Source organism: Pseudomonas sp. NFACC45, from assembly GCF_900113505.1.
Lineage (GTDB): Bacteria > Pseudomonadota > Gammaproteobacteria > Pseudomonadales > Pseudomonadaceae > Aquipseudomonas > Aquipseudomonas tehranensis.
On the sequence record NZ_FOPO01000005.1, the window covers coordinates 164,681 to 179,874 of the forward strand.

At 62.1% G+C, this 15,194-nt stretch carries 12 protein-coding genes and 1 pseudogene; all 13 read left to right on the forward strand.

Features of this window, described 5'->3' with window-relative positions; translation table 11 throughout:
* Positions 1 to 290: 290 nt before the first annotated feature.
* The gene (locus BM132_RS10900; protein WP_092399097.1) at positions 291 to 959 is read left to right on the forward strand and encodes a haloacid dehalogenase type II; all 669 of its coding nucleotides are present in this window, start codon (positions 291 to 293) and stop codon (positions 957 to 959) included.
* A gap of 35 nt (positions 960 to 994) precedes the next feature.
* Positions 995 to 2,269 carry an NAD(P)/FAD-dependent oxidoreductase gene (locus BM132_RS10905; RefSeq protein WP_092455205.1) on the forward strand — a complete coding sequence of 425 codons (1,275 nt, stop codon included), beginning with the start codon at positions 995 to 997 and terminating at the stop codon, positions 2,267 to 2,269.
* Positions 2,270 to 2,355: 86 nt separating this feature from the next.
* Positions 2,356 to 3,999 (forward strand): ABC transporter substrate-binding protein, encoded by a 1,644-nt coding sequence (locus tag BM132_RS10910; protein ID WP_092455207.1) that lies wholly within the window; start codon positions 2,356 to 2,358, stop codon positions 3,997 to 3,999.
* Positions 4,000 to 4,044: 45 nt separating this feature from the next.
* Complete coding sequence (locus BM132_RS10915; RefSeq protein WP_092455209.1) at positions 4,045 to 5,001, forward strand: ABC transporter permease; 957 nt, start codon at positions 4,045 to 4,047, stop codon at positions 4,999 to 5,001.
* Positions 4,998 to 5,873: an ABC transporter permease gene (locus BM132_RS10920; RefSeq protein WP_092399089.1), complete on the forward strand. Its 876-nt coding sequence runs from the start codon at positions 4,998 to 5,000 to the stop codon at positions 5,871 to 5,873. The genes BM132_RS10915 and BM132_RS10920 overlap by 4 nt, the downstream gene beginning before the upstream one ends.
* A 1-nt stretch (position 5,874) precedes the next feature.
* Complete coding sequence (locus tag BM132_RS10925) at positions 5,875 to 7,719, forward strand: ABC transporter ATP-binding protein (RefSeq protein ID WP_092455210.1); 1,845 nt, start codon at positions 5,875 to 5,877, stop codon at positions 7,717 to 7,719.
* Positions 7,716 to 8,024 (forward strand): (2Fe-2S)-binding protein, encoded by a 309-nt coding sequence (locus tag BM132_RS10930; protein WP_092399085.1) that lies wholly within the window; start codon positions 7,716 to 7,718, stop codon positions 8,022 to 8,024. Before BM132_RS10925 ends, BM132_RS10930 begins: the two co-directional genes overlap by 4 nt.
* Positions 8,006 to 9,397, forward strand: a complete 1,392-nt coding sequence (locus BM132_RS10935) for an FAD/NAD(P)-dependent oxidoreductase (RefSeq protein WP_092399083.1) — start codon at positions 8,006 to 8,008, stop codon at positions 9,395 to 9,397. The genes BM132_RS10930 and BM132_RS10935 overlap by 19 nt, the downstream gene beginning before the upstream one ends.
* Positions 9,394 to 10,548 (forward strand): NAD(P)/FAD-dependent oxidoreductase, encoded by a 1,155-nt coding sequence (locus BM132_RS10940; protein WP_092455212.1) that lies wholly within the window; start codon positions 9,394 to 9,396, stop codon positions 10,546 to 10,548. Before BM132_RS10935 ends, BM132_RS10940 begins: the two co-directional genes overlap by 4 nt.
* Positions 10,545 to 11,702: an acetylornithine deacetylase gene (gene argE, locus BM132_RS10945; RefSeq protein WP_092455214.1), complete on the forward strand. Its 1,158-nt coding sequence runs from the start codon at positions 10,545 to 10,547 to the stop codon at positions 11,700 to 11,702. The genes BM132_RS10940 and argE overlap by 4 nt, the downstream gene beginning before the upstream one ends.
* Positions 11,703 to 11,963: 261 nt before the next feature.
* Positions 11,964 to 13,421, forward strand: a complete 1,458-nt coding sequence (locus BM132_RS10950) for an NAD-dependent succinate-semialdehyde dehydrogenase (RefSeq protein ID WP_092455216.1) — start codon at positions 11,964 to 11,966, stop codon at positions 13,419 to 13,421.
* 40 nt (positions 13,422 to 13,461) lie between these two features.
* Positions 13,462 to 14,541, forward strand: coding sequence for a tartrate dehydrogenase (locus BM132_RS10955; RefSeq protein ID WP_092455218.1), 1,080 nt, complete (start codon positions 13,462 to 13,464; stop codon positions 14,539 to 14,541).
* A 122-nt stretch (positions 14,542 to 14,663) separates the two neighbouring features.
* Positions 14,664 to 15,034, forward strand: a pseudogene (locus BM132_RS28945) (hypothetical protein); the annotation flags it as partial.
* Positions 15,035 to 15,194: the final 160 nt, after the last annotated feature.

The window sequence follows — 15,194 nt, forward strand, 5'->3', positions numbered from 1 at the left end:
AGGCGTAGATTCTGCCGCAAAGCGGCCTTCACCGCGTCGCCAGACGCACCATAACTGTCCGCAAACCCAAAGAAACACGGGTGCAACGCCCGCCTCTGGAGCATCCCGCAAAGTCTGCTGAGCGAACCCTGCAAAACGGTGGTTTGTACCAAGCGGCCGGTATTTTTAACCGTTTATCCACGGTCTCATGGTGTTGTAATAAAAACGTGATGCAGCGTTGTACCGATGCTTCACGAACGGCATCAATGTTTGCCTCGTCATGCCTTCAACAACAACTCAGGACCGCACTCATGAGCTTTCTTCGACCCAAGTACATCACCTTCGACTGCTACGGCACGTTGACCAACTTCCAGATGGGCACCATGACTCGCGAACTGTTCGCTGATCGTGTCGATGCTGGGCAGATGGACCAGTTCGTCAAGGATTTCTCCGCTTATCGTCTGGATCAGGTGATGGGCGAGTGGCGGCCCTATGATGAAATCATCAAGACGTCCCTGATGCGGGTCTGCAAGCGCTGGGGAATCGAATATCGGGGCGAAGGCCAGCTCTATTACGACGCCGTGCCAACCTGGGGCCCTCACGCCGATGTACCGGCGGGTCTGTCGAAAATCGCCGACAAGATTCCGTTGGTGATTTTCTCCAACGCGATGGACGAACAGATCATGTCCAACGTCGACAAGCTCGGCGCGCCTTTTCATAAAGTCTTCACCGCTCAGCAGGCCCAAGCCTACAAGCCGCGCCTGGCCGCTTTCGAATTCATGCTCGATAACCTCGGCTGCGGGCCGGAGGATGTGTTGCATGTCTCGTCCAGCTTCCGCTACGACCTGATGTCGGCCCACGACATGAAAATCAAGAACAAAGCCTTCGTGGCCCGCGGTCATGAGCAACCGGCGAACGCCGTGTATGGCTACCACCAAATCCCGGACATCGGCGGTTTGGCCGCTCTGGTCGGGCTCTGAGTTGAGCGCACTCTTCAAGGTGAAAGGGGTTAGACATGGGCAGTGAGTCTTACTGGCTCGATACCGCACCGGCCTTCACTGGTGCCCAGCTCGGCGGATTGCCCGGGCGGGTCGACGTGGCCATTGTCGGGGGCGGTTTCACCGGCCTGGCGGCGGCCCGGGCCCTGGCCTTGAAGGGGGCCAGCGTGGCAGTGCTGGAAGCGGGCAGGGTGATTGGCGAAGCGTCGGGGCGCAATGGCGGTCAATGCAACACCGGCGTTGCCCAGGACTACGCGTCACTTAGCGCCAGCCTCGGCGCCGATAAAGCGCGGGCTTATTACCAGGCCTATGAAAGCGCCGTACAGAGTGTGGTTTCGCTGGTGGAGCAGGAAGCGATTGCCTGCGATCTCACTCGCCACGGCAAGCTCAAACTGGCCGCCAAGGCGTTGCACTACGAAGGATTGGCGCGCACCTGTGAGTTGATCCGCAAGGAAGTCGACGCCGACGTCGAGTTGCTGTCTGCCCAAGAGACTCGGGCGGAGGTCAATTCGGCCCAGTTCCACGGTGGCCTGCTGCAGCGCAACGGCGTGCAGATGCATGTCGGGCGCTTCGGCGTCGGCCTGGCCGAGGCGGCCTCGCGTCACGGGGCGTTGGTGTTCCAGGGTGTGGCGGTGAAGGACTGGAAGGCCAGCGATGGTGGCTATCAGGTCAACACCAGCAAAGGCGCGCTGCAGGCCTCGCAGATCCTGCTGGCTACCGGCACGTGTCAGCAAGGTGGATTGGGCTGGTACCGGCGGCGAATCGTACCGGTGGGCAGCTTTGTTATCGCCACCGAGGTGCTACCCCAGGAGCTGATTGACAGCTTGCTGCCGGCACGCCGCTCCTACGTCACCAGCCGCATGATCGGTAACTACTTTCGCTTGACCCCGGACAACCGGCTGCTGTTTGGCGGTCGGGCGCGGTTTGCCATGTCCGACAGCGTTTCCGACGCCAAGAGCGGCAAGGTGCTGCAAGCGGCGATGGTGCAGATGTTCCCGCAGTTGGCCCACGTCCGGATCGACTATTGCTGGGGCGGGCTGGTGGACATGACGTCCGATCGTTTACCTCGCGCCGGCCAGCATGGAGGGGTGTATCACTCCATGGGCTACAGCGGTCACGGGGTGCAGATGTCGGTGCACATGGGGCAGGTCATGGCCCAGGTCATGGCTGGCGAGGTCGAGGCCAACCCTTGGCGCGAACTCGATTGGCCGGCCATTCCCGGGCATTTCGGCAAGCCCTGGTTCCTGCCGCTGGTAGGCGCGTATTACCGCCTGCAGGACTACCTGCACTGAGTTTCATGGCGTTGTTTGGCGTTTCAACCACGTTGCGTTAATCGTGCGCAATCGAGCCCTATCATTTTCCGAAAGGTAGAACTGACATGACTGACAACAAAAATGGCATTGAAGACCAGTTGATCACCGGTACAGAAAGCCTGCGTGTTTTCGAAGGGCTCAATCGCGGCATGTCACGCCGCAATGCATTGCAGATGCTGGGGTTGGCAGGTGTGGCCGCAGCGGGCGCCGGCAGCCTGTTCGGTGCCGCTGGCAAGTTGTTTGCCGAAGAGGCGGCAAGCCCTGGCCAAGGCAAACCGGGCGGACGTATCCGCGTCGCCGGCATCTCCAGCTCCACCGCCGACACCCTGGACCCGGCCAAAGGCTCATCGTCCACGGACTACGTGCGTCACTACATGTTCTACAACGGGCTGACGCGTTTCGACAATCACATGGTGCCGCAACTCGAACTGGCCGAGCGCATCGACACCACTGACGCGACACTCTGGGTGATTACCCTGCGCAAGGAAGTGACTTTCCATAACGGCAAGGGGCTGACCGCCGCCGACGTGGTGTTCTCCCTGTTGCGACACAAGGATCCGATCACGGGATCCAAGGTCTTGCCGCTGGCGTCGCAGTTCGCCGAGGTCAAGGCCAATGGCAGTCATGAAGTACAGATACGCCTGAGCGGCCCGAATGCCGAGCTGCCGTCGATCCTGGCGATTTCCCATCTGCTGATCGTGCCCGAGGGCACCAGCGACTTTAGCCAGGGCATCGGCACCGGTCCGTTCAAGGTCAAGGAGTTCAAACCAGGGGTGCGTTCCATTGGCGCCCGCAACACCAATTACTGGAAACCGGGTTTGCCGTATCTGGACGAAATCGAGTTCATCGGTATCGGCGACGAGCCATCACGGGTCAACGCGCTGTTGTCTGGCGACGTGCAGATCATCAACGAGGTCAACCCGCGCTCGACGACTCGGATCAAGAACAGCAGCACCCATCGGGTCGTGGATTCGCCGTCGGGCAACTACACCGACCTGATCATTCGTCAGGACCAGATGCCCGGCCAAAGCCCTGAGTTCACCCAGGCCATGAAATTGCTGTTGGACCGCGAGCAGGTCAAGTCGGCGATTTTCCGCGGCTTCGCCAGGGTCGGCAACGATCATCCGATCGCGCCGGGCGCACGCTTTTACAACGCCGATCTGCCGCAACGCACCTACGACCCGGAAAAAGCACGTTTTCTGCTGAAGAAGGCGGGTATGGAAAATATCACCATGCCGGTGATGTGTTCGCCGGCCGCCACCGGCTCGGTGGACGTCGCCGTGCTGCTGCAGCAATCGGCCAAGGAGGCCGGGCTCAAGCTCAATGTCAACCGCCTGCCCAGCGATGGCTACTGGTCCAACCACTGGGCCAAGCACCCGATCAGCTTCGGCAATATCAACCCGCGACCCAATGCCGACATGCTGTTTTCGCAGTTCTTCCAGTCCACCGCACCGTGGAACGAATCGGCCTGGAAGAACCCGCAGTTCGACCAGCTGTTGGTCCAGGCCCGAGGCGAAACTGATGAGGTCAAGCGCGGCAAGATGTACGCCGACATGCAGACCCTGGTGCATGACCACTGCGGCATCGGCATCCCGGTGTTCATCAGCAACATCGACGGTGTCGACCAGCGCGTCAAAGGTTACGGCACCAACCCGCTGGGCGGATTCATGGGCTACATGTTCTCCGAGCAAGTCTGGCTGGACGCCTGATGAACGCCGGGTATTGGCTGGGTGACAGGGCAGGAGGGCAGGCTGATGAATAGCAGCACACTTTGGTTGATCGGCCGGCGCGTGGGCGCCGCGATCGTGACGTTGTTGATCGTCTCGATGGTGGTGTTCGCCATCACGGCGGTGTTGCCGGGAGACGCGGCGCAACAGTCCCTTGGACAGTTCGCCACGCCGGAGCAAGTGGCAGCGCTGCGGATAAAAATGGGTCTGGATCAACCCGGTGTGCTGCGCTACCTGCACTGGTTGACGAGTTTGCTCAGCGGCGACATGGGTGTGTCGGTCTCCAATGCCGTGCCGGTCAGCGAGCTGATGGCTGGACGCGTACCCAGCACCTTGATGCTGGCGGCCGCCACGGCGCTGGTGTCGGTGCCGGTGGCACTGATCCTGGGCATTGGTTCGGCGATGGGGCGTGGTGGTCGCGTCGACAGCTTCATCAGCTTTTTTACCTTGATGATGGTGGCGGTACCGGAGTTTCTCGTCGCCACCCTGGCAGTGTTGATTTTCGCGGTGAACCTGGGCTGGCTCTCGGCGTTGTCCTATTCCAGCGAGATCACCTCGCCGTGGCAATTCATGCGCACCTACGCCTTGCCGGTCATGACCCTGTGTTGCGTGATCATCGCGCAAATGGCGCGCATGACCCGGGCGGCGGTGATCGATCAACTCGACAGCCCCTACGTGGAGATGGCCCGGCTCAAAGGTGTGAGCCCGGTGCGGGTGGTCCTGCGTCATGCGTTGCCCAACGCCATCGGGCCTATCGCCAATGCCATCGCCTTGAGTCTGTCCTACCTGCTGGGCGGGGTGGTGATCGTCGAGACAATTTTCAACTATCCCGGCATTGCCAGCCTGATGGTCGATGCCGTGACCAACCGGGATATGGCGTTGGTCCAGGCCTGCACCATGTTGTTTTGTACCGCGTACCTGACGTTGGTGTTGATTGCTGACCTGTGCGCGATCCTTTCCAACCCGAGGCTGAGAAATCAATGAACAATCTCATTGTGAAACCCCCGACCGCGGCGGTCGCTCTGGCGTTGGGCAAAGACGCCCACGCCACGTCCTGGCTTGGACTGGTGGGCGCCGCGATGTGTGTCTTCTGGTTGCTGGTGGCGATCTTCGGTCCGTGGCTGGCACCGCACCCGGTGGGGGAAGTGGTCTCTGACAATGTTTTCGACAGCCTCAGCATCGCTTATCCGTTAGGCACCGATTACCTGGGTCGCGACATGCTCAGTCGGGTTCTGGTCGGCGCACAGTTCACCGTGGGCCTGGCGCTGGTGGCTGCGGTCCTGGCCAGTGGGCTGGGGACCAGTTGCGCACTGCTGTCGGTGGTATCACCCAAGTGGCTGGATGAGCTGATCAGTCGCTTGATGGACGCTTTCATTTCGATCCCGAGCAAGATGCTGGCGTTGATCATGGTCTCGGCATTTGGCTCGTCGGTGACTTTGCTGGTGTGTACGGCGGTGCTGAGCTACTCGCCGGGCGCGTTCCGTATCGCCCGCAGCATGGCGGTGAACATCGAGGCGCTGGAGTACGTGCAAGTGGCCCGCACCCGTGGCGAGCGTCGACTGTACATCGCCTGCGTGGAGATCCTGCCCAACATGCTCAACCCGGTCCTGGCGGACCTGGGCTTGCGTTTCGGCTTCATTGTGCTGCTGCTCAGCGGCATGAGTTTCCTGGGCCTGGGCGTGCAACCGCCGGATGCCGACCTGGGCTCGCTGGTGCGCGAAAACATCGGCGGCCTCAATCAGGGAGCGCCGGCCATTGTGATTCCGGCCCTGGCCATCGGCACTCTGACCATCGGCGTCAATCTGTTCATCGACCGCCTGTCTTCGCGACGCAGCCGACGTACGGGAGGGCATTGAAATGAGTGAATTGATTCGAGTCGAGGACCTGCGCGTGGTCGCGTGTGGCGAACGCGGTGAGGTGGAGATCGTCAAGGGCGTGAGTTTCTCCCTGGAGAAAGGTGAAGTGCTGGCGCTGATCGGCGAATCCGGTTCCGGCAAGACCACCATCGCCCTGGCGCTGCTCGGTTATGCCCGGCGCGGTTGTCGCCTGGCCGGCGGTGTGGTGCAGATTGGCGAACATGACATGCTGGCGTTGCGCGAAAGCGAGCTGCAAGGTCTGCGCGGCAATCGTGTGTCGTATATCGCCCAAAGTGCCGCTGCGGCATTCAATCCGGCAAAAAAACTCATCGACCAGGTGGTGGAAGGGGCATTGATTCATGGGCTGGGCAGCCGGTCGGTGCTGGAAGCCAAAGCCATCGAACTGTTCCGTGACCTGGCGTTGCCCGATCCCGAGCGCATCGGCCAGCGCTATCCCCACCAAGTCTCCGGCGGGCAACTGCAACGGGTGATGGCGGCCATGGCGTTGATCAGCGATCCGCTGCTGGTGGTGCTCGATGAACCAACCACGGCCCTCGACGTGACCACCCAGATCGACGTGCTGCGCGCCTTCAAGCGTGTTGTGCGCGAGCGGGGCGCGACGGCGGTTTATGTGTCTCACGACCTGGCGGTCGTCGCGCAGATGGCCGATCAGATCGTGGTGCTTAATGGCGGGCAGATCTTCGAGCAGAGCGCCACCGCGCCGCTGCTCAAAGGCCCGGCTCACGCCTACACCCGCAGCCTGCTGGCGGCGGCGCGGCCGGATACGACGATCCGTCCGCCCTGCGGTGTGGCCGGCGATGCGCCGCTGCTGACCATTGAGGGTTTGACCGCCGGCTACGGCAACAAGAATCCGCAGGGCATGCCGCCGATCCGGGTGCTGGAAGACATCGACCTGACCGTGCGCCGGGGTCAGGCCATCGGCGTGATCGGCGAATCGGGTTCGGGCAAATCTACCCTGGCCCGGGTGGTGGCGGGGCTGTTGAGCCCGGCACTGGGCGGGCTGACGTTTGATGGTCAACCCTTGGGTGGCAGCCTGTCCGAGCGCACCGACGAACAGTTCCGGCGCATTCAGATGGTCTTCCAGAATGCCGACACCGCGCTCAACCCGATGCACAGCGTTGGCAACATTCTGAGCCGGCCATTGAAAATGTATTTCGGCCTCAAGGGCGCGGCGTTGCGTGAGCGCATCGACGAGCTGCTGGACCTGGTGCGTTTGCCACGGGAGCTGGCCGAACGCCGCCCGAGTGAACTCTCCGGCGGGCAAAAACAGCGAGTCAACCTGGCCCGGGCGTTGGCGGCCAAGCCGGACCTGATCCTCTGCGATGAAGTGACCTCGGCGCTGGACACTGTCGTCGGCGCGGCGATTCTTGAACTGCTGCGCGACTTGCGCCAGCAATTGGGGGTTTCCTATCTGTTCATCAGTCACGACATCTCCACGGTGCGGGCGCTGTGCGACGACATTGTGGTGATGTACAGCGGCCACAAGGTTCAAGAGGGCACCCGGCAGTCGTTCGCCCAGCCACCCTTCCATCCCTACACCGACCTGCTGATCCATTCGGTTCCCGAGTTGCGTCAGGGCTGGCTGGAAAGCTGCGGCACCACCACCTGCGGCACGCTCCCGCCCTTGGGCGCCCAGGCCCCTGTAGCGGGGCTGTGCACTTTCCTCAATCGCTGCCCGGTGCGGGTCGATGGCCTGTGCAACCACACCGCGCCACCCCGGCGAATCATCGACGGTGGCAGTGAAGTGCTCTGCCATCACGACAGCGCCGAACTGCTCAAGAACCAACAGGATGCCAACAGCATGACCATGGGAGCCTACGCATGAACGCGCGTTTCGTGAGGTTGGCCGAGCAGGGCCGGCCCATCGTCCATTTGAAAGTCGATGGCGAACCCGTCGAAGCCTTGCAGGGGGACACACTGATGGTCGCGTTGCTGACTCGGGGCCCGGCGTTGCGCCAGTCGGAGTTCGATCCGGGCAGCCGGGCCGGTTTCTGCCTGATGGGCGCCTGCCAGGATTGCTGGGTCTGGACCCGCAGCGGCGAACGTCTGCGCGCCTGTTCCAGCGAAGTGCGTGAAGGGCTGGACATCATCACCAAGCAACCGGAGGCAATATGGCCACTGCGCGGCTGAGCAATCATCGAGTCGTCATTGTCGGCGCCGGACCCGCTGGCATTCGTTGCGCCCAGACCTTGGTCGCGGCGGGCTTCAAGCCGGTCCTGATCGACGAAAACCGTCGCGACGGCGGACAGATCTACCGACGCCAGCCTGAAGGCTTCACCCGTAACTACGCCACGCTCTACGGCACGGAGGCGGACAAAGCGCGGGACTTGCACGAAAGCTTTGACCGTTTGCGCCCACAGATTGACTATCGCCCGGACACCCTGGTGTGGAACCTCACGCCCGGGCAACTGTGCTGCGTCAGCCAGGGCCTGCACTCGACGGTGGATTACGACGCATTGATCCTTTGCACCGGCGCCACCGACCGCTTGATGCCGATCGAGGGCTGGCAGTTGGGCGGCACGTACAGCCTCGGCGGGGCGCAGATAGCCTTGAAGGCCCAGGCGGTTTCCATCGGCCATCGCGTGGTGTTCATGGGCAGCGGGCCGCTGCTGTATCTGGTCGCCAGCCAATACCTCAAGGCCGGTGCCAACGTGGCGGCGGTGCTGGACACTGCGCCGCTGGGGCTGCGCATCAAAGCCTTGCCCAAGCTCATGGCGCGTCCCGGATTGCTGTTCACTGGCATGAAACTGTTGGCTCAGTTGTATCGAGCGAAAATCCCTGTGCACCTGGGTATCTCTCCATTGCAAGTGCTGGGTGAGGCGGTCAGCGGCGTCAGTGGTGTACGGGTACGCACGGCGGCCGGTGAAACCTTGACGGTGGATTGCGACGCGGTGGCGCTGGGTTATCACTTGCGCCCGGAAACTCAATTGGCTGATCTGGCGGGCTGTGCTCTGCGTTTTGACGAGGCTTCAGGCCAATGGTGGCTGGACACGGACGAAGAGGGCCGGACCTCGGTCAGCGGTGTTTATGCCGCCGGAGATGGGGCGAAGATCCGTGGCGCTGATGCCGCCGAACACGCCGGGCGCCTGGTCGCCTTGGCGTTGTTGAGCGATTTGCAGCAACCGGTGGACGCCACGCAGGTTACCGCGCAGCGTCAGGCGCTCAAGGTCATGGATCAATTTCGCCTCGGTCTGGCCCAGGCGTTTCCCTGGCCCGCCGCCCAAGCCAAGGCCTTGCCCGACGAGGCGATCGTCTGCCGCTGCGAGATGATCAGCGCCGGTGAGTTACGCCGTACGGTCAGTGAAAAGGGCGCCTGTGAAGTCAACCGGGCCAAGGCTTTCAGCCGGGTCGGCATGGGCCGCTGCCAGGGGCGTTATTGCTCTCAGGCCGGGGCCGAAGTCATTGCCGCAGCCGCGGGTGTCCAGGTCCAGGAAGTCGGTCGGCAGCGCGGCCAGGCGCCGGTCAAACCCCTTTCGATGCTCACCCGGGAGGTGACGCCATGACGCTCAATAAAGCCGATGTGGTCATCGTCGGCGGTGGTTTGATGGGCTCGGCCGCAGCGTTTTTCCTGCGCCAGCGAGGCCAGTCGGTGATCCTGCTGGAGCGTGACCAGATCGGTCAGTACGCCAGTGGTGTGAACTTCGGCAACGTGCGGCGCCAGGGGCGTTTTCTCGGTCAACTGGAGCTGGCAAACCGTTCCTGGGCGCTGTGGAAGCGCCTGCCGGAACTGATCGACGACGACCTGGAGTTCATCGCCAGCGGGCACATGCGCGTGTGTTATCGCGAGGATGAAATCGCCGAACTTGAGGCTTACGCGGCGGCACCCGAAGCTCAACAGTTGGACTTGAAGATCTACCGAGGTAGCGAACTGCATGCGCGCTTCCCGTTCCTGGGCAAGGACGTCAAAGGTGGTTCCTACGCCCCTCATGACGGTCACGCCAACCCGCGTCTGGCGGCCCCGGCGTTTGCCAGGGCGGCGCGGCGACTCGGCGCACGCATCGAGGAGCGGACCGAAGTGGCCGAAGTGCAGAAGGTCAATGGTGATTTCAGTGTCACAACCACCGATGGCCGTCAGTTCAGCGCCGCTCAGTTGCTGATTACCGCAGGTGCCTGGGGCCAGAAACTCTCGGCGCAGTTCGGTGAGCCGGTGCCGCTGGACACTAACGGCCCACAGATGGCTGTCACCGAGCCGGTGCCTTATGCCTTACCGACGGTGATCGGCGTGTACACCAAAATTCCCGAGGAAGTGATCTACTTCCGGCAGATCCCGAGGGGCAACATCGTCATTGGTGGCGGCTATCGCAGTAAACCGGACATGCTCAATCGCCGGGCTTATGTTGAGCCGCGCAGCATTCTCAATCAGCTCGATCAGATGCGGCGCTTGCTGCCGGGCGTCGGTAACCTGAACATCATTCGCGTGTGGAGCGGCATCGAAGGTTATCTGCCCGATTCCCTGCCGGTGATGGGCCCCAGCGGCAACGTGGACGGCTTGTACTATGCGTTCGGTTTCTGCGGCCACGGCTTCCAGCTCGGGCCGGGGGTTGGCGACGTCATGGCCGAGCTGATCAGCTCCGGCAGTACCAGCACCTCGATCGAACCGTTCTCCATTCGCCGGTTCGCCGCCACGGCCGAGCAGCGGAGCAAAGCCTCATGAAACCTCGCGTACTCGCCATTCTTGAGCGCCTGCTGGGGTTCGAAACGGTCTCTTCAGAGTCGAACATGGCCCTGATCGAGTACGTGCGTGAGTTGTTGCTGAGCAAGGGCATCGAGTCGCTGATCGTCAAGGATGAAAGCGGCAAGAAGGCCAACCTCTTCGCCAGTACCGGCCCACAGGCGTTGCCGGGGATTCTGCTGTCCGGGCATACCGACGTGGTGCCGGCGGCGGGGCAGGCCTGGACCGTTCCGGCGTTCCAGGCGACGGTGCGCGACGGACGGGTGTACGGTCGTGGCAGTTGCGACATGAAAGGGTTCATCGCCTTGGCCATCGATGCCATGCTCGACGCCGCTGACCACTCCTTGAACCGGCCGCTGCAACTGGCGCTCTCCCATGATGAGGAGATCGGCTGCGTGGGCGTACGCCGCTTGCTCGACGTGCTGCACCTGGCACCGGTAAGGCCGTTTTTGTGCGTGATCGGCGAGCCGACCAACATGCAGTTCGTGCTCGGGCACAAGGGCAAAGGCTCTTATCGCACTTACTGCCGAGGCCTGGAGGCGCACTCGTCCCTGGCGCCGCGTTCGGTCAATGCGATTCATGTGGCCTGCGATTTCATCGCCGCGTTGCGCCAGAGCCAGCAGCAGTTGCAAGAGCACGGCGCCCGGGACGCCGATTACGACGTGCCCTACAGCACCGTGCACGTCGGCCAGATTGTCGGTGGCAAGGCGCTGAACATTGTGCCGAACCTGTGCACCCTGGATTTCGAAGTGCGCAACCTGCCGGCCGATGACCTGGATCAGTTCCTGGAGACACTGCGCGAGCACGCTGAAGTGATCGTGCGCGAGGCGAAAAAACTCTCCAGCGTGGCGGACATCGAGATCGAGACCCTGAACGTCTATCCGGGCCTCGATACTCATCCAAGCGTTGAGGCGGTGCGCTTTCTGAAGAACTTTGCCGCAGCGGACACCGGAACCGCCAAGGTTTCCTTCGGCACCGAGGGGGGGCTGTTCAAGCAGCGTCTGGATGTGCCGGTGGTGGTCTGCGGCCCGGGCTCCATCGAGCAGGCGCACAAGCCCGACGAGTTCATTGAAATCAGCCAGATGGACGCCGGGGAGCGGTTTCTGGAAGGGTTGCTCGGGTCATTGAGACGGTAGCTGGCTTTCGTGACAAATGCAGCCCCTTGTGGGAGCGAGCCTGCTCGCGATAGCGATCCATCATTCAACATCAATGCTGCCTGACCCACCGCATCGCGAGCAGGCTCGCTCCCACAGGGTTCCTGGGTTGCTCCTGATACTGCGGTAGAGCCTGCTGCCGCACGACAAATTTCAGCATCCAACACTGCCCAAACCCCGCTTTCAGCATCCTCATCCGCGGCATCTCCTTAGACTGGAAATACCTCGGAACAGGACGCGATCATGCTCAAGAATCAATTGAAAGACCCCAGCCTTTTAGCAGAACTCGCCTACATCGACGGGCAGTGGATCGGTGCCGATGACGCCGCCACGCTCGACGTCATCAACCCGGCCACGGGGGACGTGCTCGCTCGGGTGCCGGCCATGCAGGGGGTGGAAACCCGGCGTGCCATCGACGCCGCCGAGCGTGCCTGGCCGGCCTGGCGTGCGCGCCCGGCGGCGGAACGCGCAGTGCTGCTGGAGCGTTGGTATCAGGCCATGATCGACAACCTGGACGATCTGGCGCTGATCATGACGTTTGAGCAGGGCAAACCGCTGAACGAAGCCAAAGGCGAAATCCGCTACGGCGCCGGCTTCGCTAAATGGTTTGCCGAAGAAGCCCGCCGGGTCTACGGCGAAACCATCCCGGCGCCCAGCGGCGATCGGCGCCTGCTCACCCTCAAGCAACCGGTGGGCGTCTGCGCGGCGATCACCCCATGGAACTTTCCCAACGCGATGATCACCCGCAAGTGCGCCCCGGCGTTGGCGGCGGGTTGCCCGGTGATCGTCAAACCGTCGGACCTGACACCCTTGTCGGCCCTGGCCCTGGCGGTGCTGGCCGAGCGGGTCGGGATTCCGGCGGGGGTGTTCAACGTTGTGACCGGCATGCCGGCGGGCATCGGCGAAGAACTGACCGGCAACCCGACGGTGCGCAAGATTTCTTTCACCGGGTCCACGGCGGTCGGTCGACTGCTGATGCGCCAGAGTGCCGAACACATCAAGCGCCTGAGCCTGGAGCTGGGCGGCAACGCGCCGTTCATTGTGTTTGACGACGCGGACCTGGAACAGGCCGTGGCCGGGATCATGCTCAGCAAGTTCCGTAATGCCGGCCAGACCTGCGTCTGCGCCAACCGGATTCTGGTGCAGGACGGCATTTATGAGCGTTTCGCCGAACGTCTGGTGGAGGAGGTGGGCAAGCTCAAGGTCGGCAATGGCCTGGAGGCCGACGTGATGATCGGTCCGCTGATCAACATGGCGGCGGTGAGCAAAGTCGCTCGGCATATCGATGATGCGTTGAGTCAGGGCGCGCGTCTGCTCTGTGGCGGTATTCCCGAGGGTGACAGCCAGTTCGTCCAGCCCACGGTGCTTGGCGAGGCCCACGCTGGAATGTTGCTGGCCAGCGAAGAAACGTTTGGCCCGGTTGCACCGCTGATGCGCTTTACTACTGAAGAAGAGGCCTTGGCCCTTGCTAACGCCACTCCATATGGCCTGGGCGCGTACTACTTCACCCAGGACTTGCGTCGTTCATGGCGGTTTGGCGAGGCGTTGGAGTTCGGCATGGTTGGCCTTAACACCGGGATCATTTCCATGGAAGTCGCGCCCTTCGGTGGTGTCAAACAGTCGGGCCTGGGCCGTGAAGGCAGCAAATACGGCCTGGATGAATACCTTGAAATCAAGGCCTTCCACATCGGGGGACTGTGATGCGTCCATTGTTTGAACACCTACCAGGGAGCCACGATTGATGAGCAAACCATTTCGAATCGCTGCCATCGCCGGTGATGGCATCGGCAAGGAAGTCCTGCCTGAAGGGCTTCGGGTATTGGAGCAGGCCGCAAAGAAATGGCAGTTGTCGTTGAGCATCGAAGTGCTCGATTGGGCTCACTGTGACTACTACCTGGAGCACGGGCAGATGATGCCCGCCGACTGGTTCGAGCAGCTCAAGGGTTTCGATGCGATCTACTTCGGCGCCGTGGGCTGGCCGGACAAAGTGCCGGACCACATTTCCCTGTGGGGCTCGCTGCTCAAGTTCCGCCGCGACTTCGACCAGTACGTGAACATTCGCCCGGTGCGGCTGTTCCCGGGCGTGCCGTGCCCCTTGGCCGGACGAGAAGCAGGGGACATCGATTTCGTGGTAATCCGTGAGAACACCGAAGGCGAATACTCCTCCGTGGGCGGCAAGATGTTTGAAGGGACCGAGCATGAGTTCGTGCTCCAGGAGTCGGTGTTCACCCGGCGCGGCGTCGATCGGATTCTCAAGTTCGCCTTCGATCTGGCCCAGACCCGACCGCGCAAGCGCCTGACGGCGGCGACCAAGTCCAACGGGATCTCCATCAGCATGCCGTATTGGGACGAGCGCACGGCGTTGATGGCCGAGCAGTACCCGGATGTGCAATGGGACAAACAGCACATCGATATCCTGTGCGCGCGTTTCGTTCTGCAGCCGGACCGTTTTGATGTGGTGGTGGCGTCAAACCTGTTCGGCGACATCCTCTCCGACCTCGGCCCGGCTTGCGCCGGCACCATCGGCATCGCGCCGTCGGCCAACCTCGATCCGCAGCGGCGCTTCCCGTCGTTGTTCGAACCGGTGCATGGCTCGGCGCCGGATATTTATGGACAGAACATCGCCAACCCGATTGCGATGATCTGGTCAGGGGCGTTGATGCTCGATTTCCTGGGCAATGGTGATGAACGTTATCGCGCCGCCCATGACGGGATTCTCAAGGCTATTGAACAAGTGATAGCCCAGGGGCCGATCACCCCCGACCTGGGCGGTCAGGGCTCGACTCAGGACGTTGGCACAGCCATCGCCGCAGCGCTTTGACGCTTTACTAACCTGTGACACCTTTTTGCCCGCTCACACTGCGGGCTTTTTTTTGGGGTTTGATCGCAAAATTCAAATTCACCGAAAATCCCTTTGTGGGATGGTTGCAGGATGCACATCCACCGCCAATCCCCTGTGGGAGCGGGCTTGCTCGCGAAAGCGGGGTGTCAGTTTGGGGGATGTTGAATGTGCCGCCGCCTTCGCGAGCAAGCCCGCTCCCACAGTTTTTCCGGAGTGGCTGCAGGATGCGCATTCACCGCCAATCCCTTGTGGGAGCGAGCCTGCTCGCGAAAGCGGGGTGTCAGTTTGCGGTGATGTTGAATGTGCCGCCGCCTTCGCGAGCAAGCCCGCTCCCACAGTTTTTTCGGGGTGGCTGCAAGATTGGCAATCACCGCAGATCCCTTGTGGGAGCGAGCCTGCTCGCGAAAGCGGAGTGTCAGTTTGGGTGATGTTGAATGTGCCGCCGTCATCGCGAGCAGGCTCGCTCCCACAGTTTTTTCCGGGGTGGCTGCAAGATTGGCAATCACCGCAGATCCCTTGTGGGAGCGAGCCTGCTCGCGAAAGCGGAGTGTCAGTTTGCGGTGATGTTGAATGTGCCGCCGTCATCGCGAGCAAGCCCGCTCCCACACTTTTTCGGGGTGGCTGCAGGATGC

Bases quoted from the DNA above. Each gene is read 5' to 3' on its own strand.
- BM132_RS10935 (WP_092399083.1), top strand. From the start codon at position 8,006: ATGGCCACTGCGCGGCTGAGCAATCATCGAGTCGTCATTGTCGGCGCC.
- argE (WP_092455214.1), top strand. From the start codon at position 10,545: ATGAAACCTCGCGTACTCGCCATTCTTGAGCGCCTGCTGGGGTTCGAA.
- BM132_RS10930 (WP_092399085.1), top strand. From the start codon at position 7,716: ATGAACGCGCGTTTCGTGAGGTTGGCCGAGCAGGGCCGGCCCATCGTC.
- BM132_RS10940 (WP_092455212.1), top strand. From the start codon at position 9,394: ATGACGCTCAATAAAGCCGATGTGGTCATCGTCGGCGGTGGTTTGATG.
- BM132_RS10905 (WP_092455205.1), top strand. From the start codon at position 995: ATGGGCAGTGAGTCTTACTGGCTCGATACCGCACCGGCCTTCACTGGT.
- BM132_RS10950 (WP_092455216.1), top strand. From the start codon at position 11,964: ATGCTCAAGAATCAATTGAAAGACCCCAGCCTTTTAGCAGAACTCGCC.
- BM132_RS10920 (WP_092399089.1), top strand. From the start codon at position 4,998: ATGAACAATCTCATTGTGAAACCCCCGACCGCGGCGGTCGCTCTGGCG.
- BM132_RS10910 (WP_092455207.1), top strand. From the start codon at position 2,356: ATGACTGACAACAAAAATGGCATTGAAGACCAGTTGATCACCGGTACA.
- BM132_RS10925 (WP_092455210.1), top strand. From the start codon at position 5,875: ATGAGTGAATTGATTCGAGTCGAGGACCTGCGCGTGGTCGCGTGTGGC.
- BM132_RS10900 (WP_092399097.1), top strand. From the start codon at position 291: ATGAGCTTTCTTCGACCCAAGTACATCACCTTCGACTGCTACGGCACG.
- BM132_RS10915 (WP_092455209.1), top strand. From the start codon at position 4,045: ATGAATAGCAGCACACTTTGGTTGATCGGCCGGCGCGTGGGCGCCGCG.
- BM132_RS10955 (WP_092455218.1), top strand. From the start codon at position 13,462: ATGAGCAAACCATTTCGAATCGCTGCCATCGCCGGTGATGGCATCGGC.